Here is a 17,492-nt window from a genome sequence, read left to right on the forward strand (position 1 = left end):
GCGCTCAGAGCGCGGCGAGGGATTCTTTGGCGGCGGCGACGACGGCCTCCGTGGTGATACCGAATTCGCGGAACAGGGTCTTGTAGTCGGCCGATGCACCGAAGTGCTCGATCGAGACGCTGCGGCCGCGGTCGCCGACGTACTTAGTCCAGGTCAACGCGATTCCGGCCTCAACCGATACCCGAGCGGTGATCGCTCTCGGCAGAACTGCCTCACGGTATTCGGCGGACTGCTCCTCGAACCACTCCAGGCTCGGTACCGAGACCACGCGGGCGTTGATGCCGTCCGCTTTGAGTGCCTCGCGTGCGTTGACGGCCAGCTGCACCTCGGAGCCGGTGGCGATGAGGATCACGTCGGGCGTTCCGTTCGGGGCCTCGGCGAGCACGTAAGCACCCTTGGCGACGTTCTTGGCCGACGCGAAGGTCTCGCCGGTCGCGTCACCCTCGCCGCGTTCGAAGACGGGGATGTTCTGGCGGGTCAGCACGATGCCGGCCGGGCCGTTGCGGCGCTCGAGGATCGTCTTCCAGGCCCAGGAGACCTCGTTGGCGTCGCCGGGGCGCACCACGTCGAGTCCGGGAATGGCTCGGAGCGTGGCGAGCTGTTCGATCGGCTGGTGGGTCGGTCCGTCTTCGCCGAGGGCCACGGAGTCGTGGGTCCAGACGAAGATCGACGGGGCCTTCATGAGGGCGGCGAGTCGCACGGCCGGACGCATGTAGTCGCTGAAGATCAGGAAGGTGCCGCCGAACGGGCGGGTATTTCCGTGCAGGACGATGCCGTTGAGGATCGCGGCCATGGCGTGCTCGCGGATACCGAAGTGCAGCACGCGGCCGTACGGGTTGCCGGTCCACTCATGAGTGGAGTGCTCGCTCGGGATGAACGAGGCGGAGTTGCTGATCGTGGTGTTGTTCGACTCGGCGAGGTCTGCGGAGCCGCCCCACAGTTCGGGGATGACCGGGCCGAGGGCGTTGAGCACCTTGCCGGACGATGCACGGGTGGAGACCTCGGTGCCGGCGGGGAAGACCGGGAGGGCCTCCTCGACGCCGTCGGGCAGGTCGCCGGACAGAATACGGTCCAGCAGGACCTTGCGCTCGGGGTTGGCGGCGGCCCAGGCGTCGAAGCGCACGTTCCACTCGGCGTGCGCCTCAGCGCCGCGATCCAGTGCCTTGCGGGTGTGTGCGATGACGTCGTCGGCGACCTCGAAGGTCTTCTCGGGGTCGAAACCGAGAATCTCCTTCACTCCGGCGAGTTCCTCGGCGCCGAGGGCGGAGCCGTGGATCTTCCCGGTGTTCTGCTTCTTCGGGCTCGGCCAGCCGATGATGGTCTTCAGGATGATCAGCGACGGCTTGTCGGTGACGGCCTTGGCCGCCTCGATGGCGTCGTTGAGGGCAGCGATGTCCTCGACGTATTCGCCGGTCTTCTTCCAGTCGACCGTCTGCACGTGCCAGTGGTACGCGTCGTAGCGTGCCGCGACATCCTCGGTGAAAGCGATGTTGGTGTCGTCCTCGATCGAGATCTGGTTGGAGTCGTAGATCGCGATCAGGTTGCCGAGCTGCTGGTGTCCGGCGAGCGAGGAGGCCTCGGAGGTGATGCCCTCCTGCAGGTCGCCGTCTCCGGCGATGACGTAGACGAACTGGTCGAAGGGGCTGGTGCCGGCTTCGGCCTCGGGGTCGAACAGGCCACGCTCGAAGCGTGAGGCGTAGGCGAAGCCCACGGCGGAGGCGAGGCCCTGGCCGAGCGGGCCGGTGGTGATCTCGACGCCGTCGGTGTGACCGTACTCGGGGTGGCCGGGAGTCTTGGAGCCCCAGGTGCGCAGGGCCTTGAGGTCGTCGAGCTCGAGGCCGTAGCCGCCGAGGTACAACTGCACGTACTGGGTGAGCGAGCTGTGGCCCACAGAGAGGATGAACCTGTCGCGGCCGATCCACTCGTTGTCAGCGGGATCGCGACGCATCACTTTCTGGAACAGCAGGTAAGCCGCGGGGGCGAGGCTCATGGCCGTTCCCGGGTGGCCGTTGCCGACCTTTTCCACGGCGTCCGCCGCGAGGATGCGAGCGGTGTCGACCGCCCGGTTGTCGATGGAATCCCACTGCAATGCTGCCACGTGAACTGACCCTTCTGAATCCGTCAAAGGCGGCACGTCTTTATCCCGCGCCGCTGGAGAGTGTTTGCCCGCCGACATCGTTATCGGCATCGAGGTGCGCAAGAGAGTGCCCGTATCAGGTGGCTCACGGATGCATGCACCTTAGATTGGCGAGCCATTCCAGTATAGGGAACCCGAATTGCCGGTGTTGTTTCGGCGGCATTGCGCCAGGCTCGCACGGGCAGGCCGGGAGTGAGAGGTGACGGAATGATCTAGAATTACGGCAATATGCGAAGCGCACGAGGAGTTATGGATACCGCCGAACAGACGCCCACCCTCAACGGGCCTGACCGATTCCAGCGGGCGGGCAACACCTTCCGCGCCTATCTGTCGCTCACGAAGCCCCGCGTGGTCGAATTGCTGCTTGTTGTCACGGCCCCGACGATGATCCTGGCCGAGCGCGGCATCCCCAGCCTGTGGCTGGTGCTGGCCACCCTGATCGGCGGTGCCTTCAGTGCCGGATCGGCCGGCGCGTTCAACTGCTACCTCGACCGCGACATCGACCGGTTGATGAACCGCACGCAGGGGCGCCCCCTGGTCACCGGGGAGCTCTCGGACCGGCAGGCCCTGGTGTTCGCCTGGGTTCTGGGCGCCGTGTCCATCGCGTGGCTCTGGATCTTCACGAACTGGGTGGCCGCGCTCCTCTCGCTCGGCGCCATCCTGCTGTACGTGGTGTTCTACACGATGATCCTCAAGCGCCGCACGGCGCAGAACATCGTCTGGGGCGGCGTGGCCGGCTGCATGCCGGTGCTGATCGGCTGGGCCGCCGTGACCGGGGACCTGTCCTGGCCGCCGTTCATCCTGTTCCTGATCATCTTCCTGTGGACCCCGCCGCACTACTGGCCGTTGTCGATGAAGTACCGCGACGACTATCAGGCGGCCGGAGTCCCGATGCTCGCCGTGGTGCGCGGCCGCGCGCAGGTCGGCCTGCAGGTCATCCTCTACGCGTGGGCGACCGTGGCCTGCTCGCTGTTGCTCATCCCGATCGCCGACATGGGGCTGGTCTACAGCGTCGTGGCCATCGCAGCCGGTGCCTGGTTCATCTACGAGACCCACCGCCTGTACAACCTCACCATCCGGCACGAGCACGTGTCGCCGATGCGCGTCTTCCACGGCTCGATCGCCTACCTCACGCTGGTCTTCGTGGCCGTCGGCGTCGATCCGCTGCTGCCCTTCTAGCCGCCCGCCCTTCTCTCGCTCTGCCCCGGTGCGCTCGTGTGCCACCCGCGAAAGCGGCCATATGGCTGCTTCGCGCGCACCGAGGTGACCGTTTCCCCGCTCTCGCGAGAGGCACCATCCGCGAAAGCGGTGATGTGGCTGCTTCGCGGGTGCTGACGTGACCGCTTCGCCGCTCTCGCGAGAGGGGTCATTCTCGAAGTGCCTCACGCGGGGGGCCTCCGCGAGAGCGGCCATATGGCTGCTTCCCGCACGCTGACGTGACCGTTTCCCCGCTCTCGCGGGAGGCACCATCCGCGAAAGCGGTGCTGTGGCTGCTTCGCGCGCACTGAGGTGACCGTTTCCCCGCTCTCGCGAGAGGGGTCATTCTCGAAGTGCCTCACGAGAGGGGCCTCCCCGAGAGCGGCCATATGGCTGCTTCGCGGGTGCTGCAGTGACCGTTTCCCCGCTCTCGCGAGAGGCACCATCCGCGAAAGCGTTGAAGTGGCTGCTTCGCGGGTGCTGAGGTGACCGTTTCCCCGCTTTCGCGGGAGGCCGTGAGCCCGTGGAAGCGCACGCGTGAGTCGCGGGGCAGGGGCTCAGCAGGGCAGCCGGTCAGCGGGTCAGCGCATCAGCGGGGCAGTGAGGCAGTGGGGCAGTGAGGCAGTGGGGCAGCGGGTCAGCGGGCGAGGGTCTCGGTGGTGGTTCGTGGGACCGGGGGAGCAGCAGCGACAACGGGCTGCTTGAGGTTGAGAACCACGGCGGTCATGGCAGCGGCGAGCACGCAGGCGAGCACCATGTGGATGCCCACGAGCAGCGCCGGCAGGCCGAGGTTGGCCTGGGTGAGACCCACGACGGTCTGCACCAACTCCACGGCGAGCAGCAGCAGCACCCAGCGGCGCACGGGCAGGTGGAGCGACACCGCCCCCACCACCAGGACCAGCGTCAAGACCAGGGTCACGTAGGCAGGCCAGCTGTGCACGTGCTGGAGGAACTCGGAGTCCAGACCGTTGCGGGGAGCGTCGGCGTCACCGGCGTGCGGGCCGGAGCCTGTCGTGAGGATCCCCACGGCGATGGTCACGGCCACGGCGAAGGTGGTGAGGTGGGTGACGATGAGGAACCAGCGCGGGACCACGCGCTCCCGGGGGCCGGGGACCGTGTACAGCCGGTAGAGGAACGCGGTGCAGAGCCCGACGAGGATCACCGAGATCACGAAGTGCAAGCCCACGACATAGGGGTTGAGCTGCGTGAGCACGCTGATGCCGCCGATCACGGCCTGAGCGGGGATGCCCAGGCCGGCCAGCAGGGTGAGACGGAACAGGTCGGGGCGGCTGCGGCGCATCCGCAGCACCGCGACGAAGGCCACGATGGCGACCAGGCCGAGCAGCACACCGAGCAGGCGGTTGCCGAATTCGATGACGCCGTGGATGCCCATCTCGGGGGTGTTGACCAGCGAATCCGCCGTGCACTTGGGCCAGGTCGGGCAGCCGAGGCCCGAGCTGGTGAGCCGCACGAGCCCTCCGGTGCCGACCAGGAATATCTGGGCGGCCAGGTACACCCAGCCGAGCACGATGAGGCGTCGGTCCACGTTCGTGGGCAACCACTGGACTATCCGGTTCACGGGTTCTGCTCCCTGCTGGTGCGTGCGTATGTGAATACGCCGGGTCGCACTACTAATAACATCACTAGCCTGTAGAATTAGGTGTTTCACGGGCCCAGTGCCCGCCACGTGCATTCGCACAACGCGGCACGACCGGCCCGTGTTCATCTTAGGTACGCAACGTAGCCATCCACACAACTCACCCTCACCGGGCGCTGCACGTTCGACCAGTCGGTCGGACACGCACGCCTGGCGGGAATGACCGGACTGATATCCGGGTTGATGTGGGTAGGAGAAGAGGTAAAGATGTCTGACGTTCTACTGGACCGACCCGAGCTCGAGGGGCTGGGGGTCTATGAATTCGGCTGGTCCGATTCCGACGCCGCAGGAGCCTCCGCTCGCCGCGGAATCTCGCCCGAGGTCGTCACCGATATCTCGAACCTGAAAAAGGAACCGGCCTGGATGCTGGAGCGCCGACTGAAGGCGCTGGCGCTCTTCGAGCGCAAGCCCATGCCCACCTGGGGCGCGGATCTCTCCGAGATCGACTTCGACAACATCAAGTACTTCGTCCGCTCCACCGAGAAGCAGGCCCAGACCTGGGAAGACCTGCCCGACGACATCAAGAACACCTACGAGAAGCTCGGCATCCCGGAGGCTGAGCGTCAGCGTCTCGTGTCCGGCGTCGCCGCCCAGTACGAGTCCGAAGTGGTCTACCACCAGATCAACGAGGAACTCGAAGCCCAGGGCGTCATCTTCATGGACACCGACACGGCGCTCCGCGAGCACCCGGAGTTCTTCGAGGAGTACTTCGGCAGTGTCATCCCCTCGGGAGACAACAAGTTCGCCGCCCTGAACACCTCGGTGTGGTCCGGCGGCTCGTTCGTCTACGTGCCGCCCGGCGTGCACGTCGAGATCCCGCTGCAGGCGTACTTCCGGATCAACACCGAGAACATGGGCCAGTTCGAGCGCACGCTGATCATCGCCGACGAGGGCAGCTACGTGCACTACATCGAGGGCTGCACGGCCCCGATCTACAAGTCCGACTCGCTGCACTCCGCGGTCGTCGAGATCATCGTGAAGAAGAACGCCCGCGTTCGCTACACGACCATCCAGAACTGGTCGAACAACGTCTACAACCTGGTCACCAAGCGCGCCACGGCAGCTGAGGGCGCGACCATGGAGTGGATCGACGGCAACATCGGCTCCAAGGTCACCATGAAGTACCCGTCGATCTACCTGATGGGGGAGCACGCCAAGGGCGAGACCCTGTCCGTCGCGTTCGCCGGCCCCGGCCAGCACCAGGATGCCGGCGCCAAGATGATCCACATGGCTCCGTACACGCAGTCCTCGATCGTCTCCAAGTCGATCGCCCGCGGAGGCGGCCGCGCCGGGTATCGCGGTGAGGTGCGGGTGGATGCCACCGCGCACCACTCCGCCAACACCGTGCGCTGCGACGCCCTGCTGGTCGACACCCAGTCGCGTTCCGACACCTACCCGGCCATCGACATCCGCGTCGACGACGTGCAGCTCGGCCACGAGGCCACCGTCTCGCGGGTCAGCGAAGAGCAGCTCTTCTACCTGATGAGCCGCGGCATGCCCGAAGACGAGGCCATGGCCATGATCGTGCGCGGGTTCATCGAACCCATCGCCAGGGAGCTCCCGATGGAGTACGCCCTCGAACTCAACAAGCTCATTGAAATGGGCATGGAAGGATCCGTCGGCTAAATGTCCGCCGCCTCGACTTCAACAGCACCCACATCCGCATCATCGTCGGAGGCCCTGCCCTCCGCCGAACAGCACGGCATCAAGGAACACTCGGACGGACGCTTCGGCTTCGTCCCCGTGCAGACCCGGTCCGCCAGGTTCAAGAGCTTCGACGTCGCCGACTTCCCCGCCGTCACCGGCCGGGAAGCGGTGTGGAAGCTCTCGCCCGTCGCCAAGTTCACCGACCTCACCGGCGGCACCCTGGACGGCTCCGCCTACGACATCGACTCGACGCCGCTCGCCGACGTCGACGTGTCCTGGGTCGACCGCACGGATGCCCGCATCGGTACGGCCGGGGCCCCGGAGGAACGCGCCGCCGCCAACGCCTGGAGCAGCTTCGACAAGGCCCTGGCCATCACCGTCAGCGGTGAGGAGGCCAAGGAGATCACCATCACCCGGTCCGGGCTGGGCTCCACGCCGCGCGCCGCGCACACCGTCATCGAGGCCCGGCCGTTCAGCCAGGCCGTGGTGATCCTGCAGAACACGGGCACCGCCCGGCTCTCCGAGAACGTCGAGATCATCGTCGGTGAATCCGCGAACCTCACTGTGGTGACCCTGCAGGAGTGGGACGCGGATGCCGTGCAGCTCGCCAACCACTTCGCCACCATCGGCCGCGACGCCCGCCTCAAGCACGTCGTCGTCTCTCTCGGCGGCAGCATCGTGCGGGTCAACCCGTCGGTGCAGCTGGCCGGTCCTGGCAGCGACACCGAACTGTACGGGCTCTACTTCGCAGACGCCGGCCAGCACCTCGAGCAGCAGGTCTACGTCAACCACGACGCGGCGAACAGCCGCAGCCGGGTCAACTACAAGGGCGCCCTGCAGGGCGCCGGCGCCCGCACCGTGTGGATCGGCGACGTGCTCATCGGGAACACGGCCCCTGGGACCGACAGCTACGAGCAGAACCGCAACCTGGTCCTCACAGAGGGAACCCGCGCCGACTCGATCCCGAACCTCGAAATCGAGACCGGCGACATCCTCGGGGCCGGCCACGCCAGCGCCACCGGCCGCTTCGACGACGAGCAGCTGTTCTACCTGCAGTCCCGTGGCATCGGCGAGCTCGAGGCTCGACGTCTCGTCGTGCGCGGATTCCTCAGCGAAATCGTGCAACATATCGGATCGAAGCCGCTCGAAGAGCGCCTGCAGGGCGCCATCGAAGACGAGCTCCGCGGAACAGAAGGCAACTGAACATGGCGTCCACCAAGATTTGCGCGCTCGACGACCTCGAACCCAACGAGGCCATCAAGGTTGAGATCGGCGGCGTGAACATCGCCGTCGTCCGCGACTCCCATGGCGCTGTCTTCGCCATCGGTGACACCTGCACCCACGGCGACATCTCGCTGTCGGAGGGTTTCGTCGAGGGAGACACCCTGGAATGCTGGGCGCACGGTTCCAAGTTCTCCCTGAAGACCGGTCGGCCGCTCACTCTGCCGGCCTATGAGCCCGTCCCCGTGTACCAGGTCGACCTGATCGACGGTGACGTGTTCATCGATCCTCTGGTCACCATCGCCGTCTGACGCGTCGCCCACGGCACGCACGCATCCGCCGGCCCCACACACTGAACGCCCGCGACACCGCGGACAACGAAAGAGATACCGAATAATGTCTGTTCTTGAGATCAAAGACCTGCACGTCAGCGTCGAGACCGACCAGGGCACCAAGCAGATCCTGCGCGGCGTCGACCTCACCATCAACGAGGGTGAGATCCACGCCATCATGGGCCCCAACGGCTCCGGCAAGTCAACCCTGGCGTACACCATCGCCGGCCACCCGAAGTATCACGTCGACAGCGGCTCCATTCTTCTCGATGGCGCCGAGGTGCTCACCATGACGGTGGACGAGCGCGCCCGCGCCGGCCTATTCCTGGCCATGCAGTACCCGGTGGAGATCCCCGGCGTGACGGTCACGAACTTCCTGCGCACCGCCAAGACCGCGATCGACGGTGAAGCCCCCGCCATCCGCACCTGGATCAAGGACGTGCGCGAGTCCATGGTCAAGCTGCGCATGGACAAGAGCTTCGCCGAGCGCAATGTGAACGAGGGCTTCTCCGGCGGCGAGAAGAAGCGCAACGAGATCCTGCAGCTCGAACTTCTCAAGCCGAAATTCGCGGTGCTCGACGAGACCGACTCCGGCCTGGACGTGGACGCGCTGAAGATCGTCTCCGAGGGCGTCAACCGCGCCAAGGAGAACACCGGTCTTGGGCTGCTCCTGATCACCCACTACACCCGGATCCTGCGCTACATCAAGCCGGACTTCGTGCACGTGTTCGTGGATGGCCGCATCGCCGAGCAGGGCGGCCCCGAGCTGGCCGACCGTCTGGAAGACGAAGGTTACGATCGCTTCCTCGCCGAGACGCCCGTAGGCTAGAACCATGGTTTCGACACTCACCCCGGCGCGCTTCGACGAGATCGAAGAGGCGCTCAAGGACGTCATGGACCCTGAGCTCGGCATCAACGTCGTCGACCTCGGCCTCATCTACGACCTCGGTTGGGACGACGAGAACGACGCTCTCATCATCCACATGACGCTGACCAGTGCCGGCTGCCCGCTCACCGACGTGCTCGAGGAGCAGACGGCCGAGGCCCTGGACGGCGTTGTGGAGCAGTTCCGGATCAACTGGGTCTGGATGCCGCCGTGGGGCCCCGAGAAGATCACCGACGACGGTCGCGACATGATGCGGGCCCTGGGCTTCTCCATCTGACCGATCGCTCTCAACGACCGACTCGCGCCGGCTCCGGATGCACCCGCATCCGCAGCCGGCGCGATCTGCGTTAACCGGCATCCGAGACCGATGTAACTCTCATCCATCGGTTAGACCGGTATTCTAAACGGATGGATATGCCCCGTTCCCGCAGCCAGGCCCGCCGTGACGCCCACACCGCGGCCACCCGCGCAGAGATCATCGAGGCGGCCGCTGTGCTGATGCGTGAGCGCGGCTACGTGGGCACGTCGATCGCCGCCATCGCGGACCGTGGCGGCGTGGCCGTGCAGACGATCTACAACACCATCGGGTCGAAGGCGGAGATCCTCGCCGCGGTCCTCGCCGCCGCCGACCACCGCACGGGCCCCGGCCGGGCGGTACACGAGCTCGTGTCGCGGCTCACCGAGGCCGCGTCCGGTTCGGCCGCGCTCGGGCTCCTCGCACACTGGCTGGCCGACGGCAATGAGCGGGCCGCGCCGATCCGGAGGGTGCTCACCGAGGCCGCGGGGATCGACCCCGAGATCCGCGAACTGGAACGCTCGAGTGCCGCTCGGAGCCTGCACGCGTGCAGCGAGGCCGTCGAAGCGCTCCGGTCCCGCTTCGGCCTGCGCGCCGGACTCAGCGACCACGAGGCTGCCGCGTCGATCTGGGCGCTGGCTCATCCCCAGGTATTCCAGACCCTGGTGGTCGACCTCGGCTGGTCGGGGGAGACCTACACGGAGTGGTTGCGGTCCGGCCTCGCTGGAGCGCTCTCACCGGAGCGTTTTCCGGCCCGCTAGAACAAGCCGGGCAGCGCCTATTCGGGCACTTCGGGTCGGAAAGGCCGCGCAAGCAAATATACTGGTGGACTGGCCGGGTTCGGCCGGCCCTCCCACGACTCCCTCGAATGGACTATTGCTGTGCTCAGTGTGCAAGATCTCGAAATCCGAGTTGGGGCGCGCGTGCTCATGGAGGACGTCAACTTCCGGGTGTCCGCCGGCGACAAGATCGGCCTGGTCGGCCGGAACGGTGCCGGCAAGACGACGCTGACGAAGACCCTGGCCCGGGAGACGCTGCCCACAAAGGGCAAGATCGAAAGCTCCGGCGAGATCGGCTATCTGCCGCAGGACCCGCGCTCCGGTGACCCCGACATGCTGGCTCGCACCCGGATCCTGGATGCCCGCGGACTCGGCACCATCTCGCTCGGCCTCACTCAGGCCGGCATCGAGATGGGTAGCGCCGACAGCAAGGTCAGCGAACGGGCCATGAAGCGGTACGGCACCCTCACCGACGAGTTCAACGCGCTGGGCGGATACGCCGCCGAGGCCGAGGCCGCGTCGATCGCGAGCAACCTGAACCTGCCCGACCGGATCCTCGACCAGCCGTTGCGCACCCTCTCCGGCGGCCAGCGTCGCCGCATCGAGCTGGCCCGCATCCTGTTCTCTGCCGCCGAGACAATGATCCTCGACGAGCCCACCAACCACCTCGACGCCGATTCGGTCGTGTGGCTGCGCGAGTTCGTGAAGAACTACCGCGGCGGCTGCATCATCATCAGCCACGACATCGAGCTGGTCGGCGACACGGTGAACCGGGTGTTCTACCTGGATGCCAACCGCATGGTCATCGACATCTACAACATGAACTGGAAGAACTACCAGCGCCAGCGCGTCGCCGACGCCGACCGTCGCAAGAAGGAACGCGCGAACGCTGAGAAGAAGGCGTCGACCCTGCAGCTGCAGGCCGCCAAATTCGGCGCCAAGGCCAGTAAGGCCGCTGCCGCTCACCAGATGGTCGCGCGTGCCGAGAAGCTCCTGTCCGGCCTGGATGCCGTGCGTGTCGTCGACCGGGTCGCCAAGCTGCGCTTCCCCGAGCCCGCTCCGTGCGGCCGCACCCCGCTGATGGCCAGTGACCTGTCCAAGAGCTACGGCTCGCTCGAGATCTTCGCCGCCGTCGATCTCGCCATCGACCGCGGCTCCAAGGTCGTCATCCTGGGCCTCAACGGTGCCGGCAAGACCACCCTGCTGCGGATGCTGGCCGGCGTCGACAAGCCGGACACGGGCGAGATCGTGGCCGGTCACGGCCTGCGGATCGGCTACTTCGCCCAGGAGCACGAGACGATCGACGTGAAGCGCAGCGTGCTGCAGAACATGATCTCCTCCTCGCCGAACATCACCGAGATGGAGGCCCGAAGGGTCCTCGGTTCGTTCCTGTTCACCGGGGACGACTCGCACAAGCCTGCCGGGGTGCTCTCCGGTGGAGAGAAGACCCGGCTGGCCCTGGCCATGATCGTGGTCTCCGGTGCCAACGTGCTGCTGCTCGACGAACCGACCAACAACCTCGACCCGGCCAGCCGCGAAGAGATCCTCGACGCCCTCGCGCACTTCACCGGCGCCGTGGTGCTGGTCAGCCACGATGAGGGTGCCGTCGAGGCACTCAACCCCGAGCGGGTGCTCATCATGCCAGACGGCACCGAGGACCACTGGAACAAGGATTACCTGGACCTGATCACGCTGGCGTAGCAGCCGGGGCCGGTATGTGCCGGCCGGTTCCGCTTCAGGAGTGCTGGTCGACCAGCTCGTCCTCGATGTCGGCGTCGCTGCGCGGCTTGGCCGCCTGGCGACGGGCCCGGTCTGCGGCCCTGACGCGCTCGTCGGGATCCTCAGCGTTGATGTTGCGGTACTCCTGGCGGGCCGCCCAGCCCAGGCCGATGAAGCCCATCAGGGCGAAAACAAACCACTGGAACGCGTACGACAGGTGCGGCCCCTCGTCCCGTACCGGCCGGGTCACGGCCGTCGGACGGTCGGCGGTGGCCGGGTCCTCGGACTTCATCAGGCCGTAGGCGCCGGTGTAGGTGTCGGTCCCGAGCCGTTCGGCGATCTCGGTCAGGTTGATCGTCGCGATCTGGTTGCCCGTGGCGCTGCGCCCGGCCAGAGACGGTTCGCCCTGCTTGAGCCGGGCGATCACCGTGACCTCCCCGGCGGGAGCGGCCGGAACGGAGTCCGGCGCGTTCTGGTCCTCGCCGGTGGGCACCCAGCCACGGTTCACGATGAACACATCGCCGTCGGTCAGCAACAGGGGAGTGAGCACCTCGAAACCCGGGTTGATGTTCAACGGGCGGTTGCGCACCAGGATCTCCTCGTCCCTGAGGTAGGTTCCTGTGAGTTCAACCGGCAACCACTTCTGCGACTCCTCGAAGGAGTCCAGGCTCGGAAGCGCCTCGGTGACCGGCACAGCCTCTGCGTCGAAGTTCGTCTCCACCCGGCTGATCTCGGCCTGAGCCTCGGCGCGGCGGGCGAGCTGCCACACACCGAGGCCGGAGCAGATGACAGCGAACACGATGGTGAGGGCCAGGTAACCGGCCCACTGCCGGGAGATCAGGAAGCGCCAGCCGCTCACGCGAGCTCCGTCCCGGTCAGCTCAGTCCCGGTCAGCTCAGCCCCGGCAGGATCAGCGGACTCCAGGGGGCTCACGCGCAACGGGAAGTCGCGGGTGGACAGGAAGTCCCGGAGGAAGTCGACGTGCTCGTCACAGGCCAGCCAGGTCTTCACCCGGTCTTCGGTATGGATACGCGGATTCCGCCAGTCCAAGCGCCAGGAAGCCAGTTCCCGGCATCCCGCTCGCGAGCAGTTGGTGGTCTCGGGGGCGGCGCCGAACCCGATCACCGCGCGTCCTCTCCGTCGCCCGCTCGCGCGGACTCGTCGGGCGTGACGGTTTCAGGCCGTGCCGCCCTGTCGTGCGGCGCCTCAGCACCACGGGAGAGCTCGATGGCGCCCGGCCGCAGGACCGGCGTCGTCCGCTGCTCGCCATGCACGTTCGCGGCGATGACGGCGAAGTACGGCAGCAGGATGGCGCCGAGGGCGCACACGAGCAGCCACCACCCGTGCACAAAGAGCATCAAAACGATGCACACCATGCGGATGCCCATGGTGACCGTGTACCTGATCATGCGACGTCGCCGCTCCTCGTCCGGTGACGGGGGGAGCGTCGTGATCGACTGCTGCTGCTTCATCGTGCCCATCGCTCAGGGATCCAAATATGCCTGTCCACGCTCTGAAACAAGCCTACGTCCCCTGCCCGCCCCGTGGGTCACATCCCGGAACGCTCTAAGCTGAATGAATCTGTGCCCGCGCTGAATGCGGGCATGCTCACTGAAAGGACCGCGCCATGGCGACCGCTCGAACAGTTCTGGTAACGGGAGGCAACCGCGGCATCGGCTACGCCATCGCCGAGGAATTCATCGCCCAGGGGCACCGGGTAGCCATCACGGCCCGCTCCGGTGAGGGCCCCGCCGGCAGCCTCACCGTGCGCGCCGACGTCACCGACTACGCCTCCATCGATGCGGCGTTCACCGAGATCGAGGCCGCCTACGGCCCCGTCGAGGTCGTCGTGGCCAACGCCGGCATCACCAAGGACACCCTCCTGATGCGGATGAGCGAAGAGGACTTCACGTCCGTCATCGACACGAACCTCAGCGGAGCCTTCCGCGTGGTCAAGCGCGCCTCCAAGGGCATGCTCAAGGCCCGCTTCGGCCGGATCGTCCTGATCTCCAGCGTCGTCGGCCTCTACGGTTCGGCCGGCCAGGTCAACTACTCCTCGTCGAAGAGCGGACTCGTGGGCCTCGCCCGTTCGGTCACCCGCGAACTCGGCGCACGGGGCATCACGGCGAACGTCGTCGCCCCCGGGTTCATCGAGACCGACATGACCGCAGCGCTCCCCGAGGCGCAGCAGGCCGAGTACAAGCGGAACATCCCGGCCGGACGCTTTGCCTCCCCGGCAGAGGTCGCACGGGTGGTCACCTGGATCGCGGGCGACGACGCGTCCTACATCTCGGGTGCCGTCATCCCCGTCGACGGCGGACTGGGAATGGGCCACTAGGCAGCCCCACCGCACAGACGGAAGCCCGGCCGGACCAGTGGTCCCGCCGGGCTTCTTCGGTTCTTCTGTGCGTTCGGCGCAAGCGCCAGGGGTCAGCCGCGCAGGCCCAGGAGGGGCAGTACCTGGCTGAGGTCGTTCGTGCCGATCACCAGGTCGGCCGAGCGGCGCACGATGGGCTTGGCATTGAACGCCACTCCGAGACCGGCAATGCGCATCATGGTGAGGTCGTTGGCCCCGTCGCCCACCGCCACCGTGGAGCAGAGGTCGACGCCGTCCAACGCCGCCCATTCGACCAGGGCGGCCGCTTTCGCCGACGCGTCGATGATCGGCCCGGACAGCCTGCCGGTGATGTGGCCGTCCTCGACCTCGAGCCGGTTGGCCCGCCAGTGATCGAGGCCCAGGGTCGCGGCCAGCGGGTCGAGGAGCTCGTGGAAGCCGCCGGAGACGACTCCGATCCGGCTGCCGCCGACGTGCAGACCGTTGATGAGGTCGTGCACGCCTGCGGTGGGACGAATCAGGGCACCCACCTGGGCGAAGACGTCGGTGGACAGTCCGGCGAGGGTGGCGACCCGTTGCCGCAGGCTCTCCGCGAAGTCGAGTTCGCCGCGCATGGCACGGTCGGTCACCTCGGCCACCAGGGCGAGGGAACCGGCCGCGTCAGCGAGGAGCTCGATGACCTCGTTCTCGATCAGGGTGGAATCGGCATCCAGGACGACGAGGAACCTAGCTGGGGCATTCACGGGTGAACGTGCACGCCCTTGCCGACCACGGTGATCCCGGACTCGGTGACACTGAACCCCCGGGCGAGGTCACGGTCACGGTCGACGCCGATGTTGGCGCCCTCCGCGACGATGACGTCCTTGTCGAGGATGGCGCGGTGCACCACGGCGCCCGGCCGGATCTGCACCCGGTCGAAGACGATCGAGTCGACCACGTGGGCGCCAGAGTCGATGACGGCCCAGGGGCCGACGACACTGCGCTCGAGGTGGGCGCCGGAAATGACGCAGCCGAGCGAGACGATCGAATCGATCACGGTGCCCAGTGAACCCTTGGCGTCGCGCACGAACTTGGCCGGCGGCGAGTTCAGCTGCTGGCTGAAGATCGGCCAGCTCTGGTTGTACAGGTTGAACACCGGCAGGGCGCTGATCAGGTCCTGGTGGGCCTCGAAGAACGAGTCGATGGTTCCCACATCGCGCCAGTAGTACCGGTCGCGGTCGGTGGACCCCGGCACGTCGTTGCGCTGCAGGTCGTAGACGCCGGCCTCGCCGCGGGAGACGAAGTCGGGGACGATGTCGCCGCCCATGTCGTGGCTGGAGTCGGTGCGTTCGCCGTCACGGCGAACGGCCTCGATCAGCGCGTCGGCGTTGAAGACGTAGTTGCCCATCGAGGCGAACACCTCGTGCGGCGCGTCGGCCAGGCCGATGGCGTCCTTGGGCTTCTCCCGGAAGTCGCTGATCCGGTCCGGCGTTGCGGCATCCACTTCGATGACGCCGAACTGGTCGGCCAGGCCGATGGGCTGCCGGATGGCCGCCACGGTGGCCTGCGCACCGGAATCGATGTGCGCCTGGATCATCTGGCTGAAGTCCATGCGGTAGACGTGGTCGGCACCGACCACGACGACGATGTCGGGCTTCTCATCGTGGATGAGGTTGAGGCTCTGCAGGATGGCATCCGCCGACCCGCTGAACCAGCGCTTGCCGAGCCGCTGCTGCGCGGGCACGGAGGCGATGTAGGAGTTGAACAGTCCGCCGGACACGTGCCAGGTCTGAGACACGTGACGGTCGAGGCTGTGGGACTTGTACTGGGTCAGGACGACGATCTGGGTGACACCGGAGTTGATCAGATTCGACAATGCGAAGTCGATCAACCGGTAATGCCCCCCAAACGGCACCGCTGGTTTGGCGCGGTCTTCGGTCAACGGCATCAGCCGTTTTCCCTCGCCGCCTGCGAGAACGATTCCAAAGATCTTCTGGGCCTTCATAACTTTAGATTAGGGCCATCCGGTGCTTCCGACCAGCGTGCGGGGGTGTGTCAGCCCATCGCCCTGCGCTAGTTTTACTGCATGCGCGTCGATCTGCTCACCAAGGAATACCCGCCCGAGATCTATGGAGGGGCCGGCGTTCACGTCGCCGAGCTGGTCAAGGCCCTCCGCACCGACATCGATGTCACGGTGCGGTGCTTCGGCGCCCCCCGGACGGAGGCCGACACGTTCGCGTACGGCGTGCCCGCCGAACTGGCCGAGGCCAATGCGACACTCACCACCCTCGGCGTCGACCTGCAGATGGCCCAGGACGTGCAGGGCGCCGATGTGGTGCACTCGCACACCTGGTACGCCAACGGGGCCGGGCACATCGCCAAGCTGCTGCACGGGGTGCCGCACGTGGTCACCGCACACAGCCTCGAGCCGTTGCGCCCGTGGAAGGCCGAGCAGCTGGGCGGCGGCTACCGTGTGTCGAGCTGGATCGAGAAGACCGCGTTCGAAGCCGCCGACGCCGTCATCGCCGTCAGCGGAGGCATGCGCGCCGACATCCTGCGCAGCTATCCCGCCCTGGACGAGTCCCGTGTGCACGTGGTGTACAACGGCATCGACCTTGACCGGTGGAAACCGACGACCGACGCCGACGTGGTGCGCGCGCTCGGCATCGACCCCGACCGACCGTCGGTGGTGTTCGTCGGCCGGATCACCCGGCAGAAGGGCCTCCCGTACCTCCTGCGCGCAGCCGCGATGCTTCCGCCTGAGGTGCAGCTCGTGCTCTGCGCGGGCGCCCCTGACACGCCCGGCATCCTCGCCGAGGTCACCGGCCTGGTCGAAGAACTGCAGAAGGAACGATCCGGCGTCGTCTGGATCGACCGGCTGCTGCCGCAGCACGAGCTCTCTGCCGTGCTCACGGCCGGCACGGTCTTCGTCTGCCCCTCGGTCTACGAACCGCTCGGCATCGTCAACCTCGAAGCCATGGCTTGCGGCCTGCCTGTGGTGGGCACCGCGACCGGCGGCATCCCCGAGGTCGTTGCGGATGGCGTCACCGGCCGACTGGTCCCCATCGACCAGCTCAGCGACGGGACAGGCACCCCGACCGACCCCGAGGTCTTCGTCGCCGATCTGGCCCGCACCCTCACCGAGGTGCTCGCCGACCCCGATCTGGCCGCCCGGATGGGCCGCGCCGGCCGGGTCCGGGCCGAAGAGATGTTCAGCTGGGGCCAGATAGCCGCGAGCACGCGGGAGATTTACGCCGCACTGCTCTAGCGTGACCGAGGGGCCCAGCGCCGCCCGATAACATGGGTGC

The 17,492-nt window shown here is 66.9% G+C and carries 17 protein-coding genes; 10 read left to right on the forward strand and 7 right to left on the reverse strand.

The window, feature by feature from the left end; genetic code table 11:
• Window positions 1-4 precede the first annotated feature (4 nt).
• Window positions 5-2,098 carry a transketolase gene (tkt, locus tag DOE79_RS01195; protein ID WP_120336931.1) on the reverse strand — a complete coding sequence of 698 codons (2,094 nt, stop codon included), beginning with the start codon at window positions 2,096-2,098 and terminating at the stop codon, window positions 5-7.
• 288 nt (window positions 2,099-2,386) lie between these two features.
• On the opposite strand from tkt, the gene DOE79_RS01200 reads away from it, so the two are divergent.
• Window positions 2,387-3,316 (forward strand): heme o synthase, encoded by a 930-nt coding sequence (locus DOE79_RS01200; RefSeq protein WP_120336932.1) that lies wholly within the window; start codon window positions 2,387-2,389, stop codon window positions 3,314-3,316.
• Window positions 3,317-3,971: 655 nt separating this feature from the next.
• Here DOE79_RS01200 and DOE79_RS01205 read toward each other — a convergent pair.
• Window positions 3,972-4,913, reverse strand: a complete 942-nt coding sequence (locus tag DOE79_RS01205) for a COX15/CtaA family protein (protein WP_120336933.1) — start codon at window positions 4,911-4,913, stop codon at window positions 3,972-3,974.
• A 285-nt stretch (window positions 4,914-5,198) separates the two neighbouring features.
• On the opposite strand from DOE79_RS01205, the gene sufB reads away from it, so the two are divergent.
• From sufB to DOE79_RS01240, 7 genes are all read left to right on the forward strand, one after another.
• Window positions 5,199-6,617 carry a Fe-S cluster assembly protein SufB gene (gene sufB / locus DOE79_RS01210; RefSeq protein WP_066595475.1) on the forward strand — a complete coding sequence of 473 codons (1,419 nt, stop codon included), beginning with the start codon at window positions 5,199-5,201 and terminating at the stop codon, window positions 6,615-6,617.
• Window positions 6,618-7,841 (forward strand): Fe-S cluster assembly protein SufD, encoded by a 1,224-nt coding sequence (gene sufD, locus DOE79_RS01215; protein WP_120336934.1) that lies wholly within the window; start codon window positions 6,618-6,620, stop codon window positions 7,839-7,841.
• A 2-nt stretch (window positions 7,842-7,843) separates the two neighbouring features.
• Complete coding sequence (locus DOE79_RS01220; protein ID WP_120336935.1) at window positions 7,844-8,170, forward strand: non-heme iron oxygenase ferredoxin subunit; 327 nt, start codon at window positions 7,844-7,846, stop codon at window positions 8,168-8,170.
• Between the two features lie 85 nt (window positions 8,171-8,255).
• Entirely contained in the window at window positions 8,256-9,020 is a 765-nt protein-coding gene (sufC, locus tag DOE79_RS01225) for a Fe-S cluster assembly ATPase SufC (protein ID WP_120336936.1), read from the forward strand.
• Window positions 9,021-9,024: 4 nt separating this feature from the next.
• A complete protein-coding gene (locus DOE79_RS01230) occupies window positions 9,025-9,354 on the forward strand; it encodes a metal-sulfur cluster assembly factor (protein WP_066595469.1) in 330 nt (109 codons plus the stop codon).
• Between the two features lie 131 nt (window positions 9,355-9,485).
• Window positions 9,486-10,133: a TetR/AcrR family transcriptional regulator gene (locus DOE79_RS01235; RefSeq protein WP_120336937.1), complete on the forward strand. Its 648-nt coding sequence runs from the start codon at window positions 9,486-9,488 to the stop codon at window positions 10,131-10,133.
• Between the two features lie 120 nt (window positions 10,134-10,253).
• Complete coding sequence (locus DOE79_RS01240) at window positions 10,254-11,852, forward strand: ABC-F family ATP-binding cassette domain-containing protein (RefSeq protein WP_120336938.1); 1,599 nt, start codon at window positions 10,254-10,256, stop codon at window positions 11,850-11,852.
• A 34-nt stretch (window positions 11,853-11,886) separates the two neighbouring features.
• Here the strand turns inward: DOE79_RS01240 and DOE79_RS01245 are convergent, their stop codons facing one another.
• The 3 genes from DOE79_RS01245 to DOE79_RS01255 are packed head-to-tail and all read right to left on the reverse strand — an operon-like array spanning window position 11,887 to window position 13,279.
• Entirely contained in the window at window positions 11,887-12,729 is an 843-nt protein-coding gene (locus DOE79_RS01245) for an SURF1 family cytochrome oxidase biogenesis protein (RefSeq protein WP_120336939.1), read from the reverse strand.
• Window positions 12,726-12,995, reverse strand: coding sequence for a hypothetical protein (locus DOE79_RS01250; protein WP_120336940.1), 270 nt, complete (start codon window positions 12,993-12,995; stop codon window positions 12,726-12,728). The genes DOE79_RS01245 and DOE79_RS01250 overlap by 4 nt, the downstream gene beginning before the upstream one ends.
• Complete coding sequence (locus DOE79_RS01255) at window positions 12,992-13,279, reverse strand: DUF3099 domain-containing protein (RefSeq protein ID WP_245977062.1); 288 nt, start codon at window positions 13,277-13,279, stop codon at window positions 12,992-12,994. Before DOE79_RS01255 ends, DOE79_RS01250 begins: the two co-directional genes overlap by 4 nt.
• A gap of 218 nt (window positions 13,280-13,497) precedes the next feature.
• Here DOE79_RS01255 and fabG point away from each other — a divergent pair, with 218 nt between their 5' ends.
• Complete coding sequence (gene fabG / locus DOE79_RS01260; protein WP_120336941.1) at window positions 13,498-14,208, forward strand: 3-oxoacyl-ACP reductase FabG; 711 nt, start codon at window positions 13,498-13,500, stop codon at window positions 14,206-14,208.
• A 92-nt stretch (window positions 14,209-14,300) separates the two neighbouring features.
• Here the strand turns inward: fabG and serB are convergent, their stop codons facing one another.
• Together serB and glgC are read right to left on the reverse strand one after the other, a co-directional pair.
• Complete coding sequence (serB, locus tag DOE79_RS01265; protein WP_120336942.1) at window positions 14,301-14,948, reverse strand: phosphoserine phosphatase SerB; 648 nt, start codon at window positions 14,946-14,948, stop codon at window positions 14,301-14,303.
• Window positions 14,945-16,189, reverse strand: a complete 1,245-nt coding sequence (glgC, locus tag DOE79_RS01270; RefSeq protein WP_120336943.1) for a glucose-1-phosphate adenylyltransferase — start codon at window positions 16,187-16,189, stop codon at window positions 14,945-14,947. The genes serB and glgC overlap by 4 nt, the downstream gene beginning before the upstream one ends.
• Window positions 16,190-16,270: 81 nt before the next feature.
• Between glgC and glgA the strand changes: the two genes are divergently transcribed.
• Window positions 16,271-17,452: a glycogen synthase gene (gene glgA / locus DOE79_RS01275; RefSeq protein ID WP_120336944.1), complete on the forward strand. Its 1,182-nt coding sequence runs from the start codon at window positions 16,271-16,273 to the stop codon at window positions 17,450-17,452.
• Window positions 17,453-17,492 lie beyond the last annotated feature (40 nt).

This window comes from Cryobacterium soli, assembly GCF_003611035.1.
In the GTDB taxonomy this organism is placed as follows: Bacteria; Actinomycetota; Actinomycetes; order Actinomycetales; family Microbacteriaceae; genus Cryobacterium; species Cryobacterium soli.

What these genes read in the sequence shown, in the direction of transcription:
- DOE79_RS01200 (WP_120336932.1), top strand. Translation starts at nt 2,387, where the DNA reads ATGGATACCGCCGAACAGACGCCCACCCTCAACGGGCCTGACCGATTC.
- sufB (WP_066595475.1), top strand. Translation starts at nt 5,199, where the DNA reads ATGTCTGACGTTCTACTGGACCGACCCGAGCTCGAGGGGCTGGGGGTC.
- sufD (WP_120336934.1), top strand. Translation starts at nt 6,618, where the DNA reads ATGTCCGCCGCCTCGACTTCAACAGCACCCACATCCGCATCATCGTCG.
- DOE79_RS01220 (WP_120336935.1), top strand. Translation starts at nt 7,844, where the DNA reads ATGGCGTCCACCAAGATTTGCGCGCTCGACGACCTCGAACCCAACGAG.
- sufC (WP_120336936.1), top strand. Translation starts at nt 8,256, where the DNA reads ATGTCTGTTCTTGAGATCAAAGACCTGCACGTCAGCGTCGAGACCGAC.
- DOE79_RS01230 (WP_066595469.1), top strand. Translation starts at nt 9,025, where the DNA reads ATGGTTTCGACACTCACCCCGGCGCGCTTCGACGAGATCGAAGAGGCG.
- DOE79_RS01235 (WP_120336937.1), top strand. Translation starts at nt 9,486, where the DNA reads ATGGATATGCCCCGTTCCCGCAGCCAGGCCCGCCGTGACGCCCACACC.
- DOE79_RS01255 (WP_245977062.1), bottom strand. Translation starts at nt 13,279, where the DNA reads ATGATCAGGTACACGGTCACCATGGGCATCCGCATGGTGTGCATCGTT.
- fabG (WP_120336941.1), top strand. Translation starts at nt 13,498, where the DNA reads ATGGCGACCGCTCGAACAGTTCTGGTAACGGGAGGCAACCGCGGCATC.
- glgC (WP_120336943.1), bottom strand. Translation starts at nt 16,189, where the DNA reads ATGAAGGCCCAGAAGATCTTTGGAATCGTTCTCGCAGGCGGCGAGGGA.
- glgA (WP_120336944.1), top strand. Translation starts at nt 16,271, where the DNA reads ATGCGCGTCGATCTGCTCACCAAGGAATACCCGCCCGAGATCTATGGA.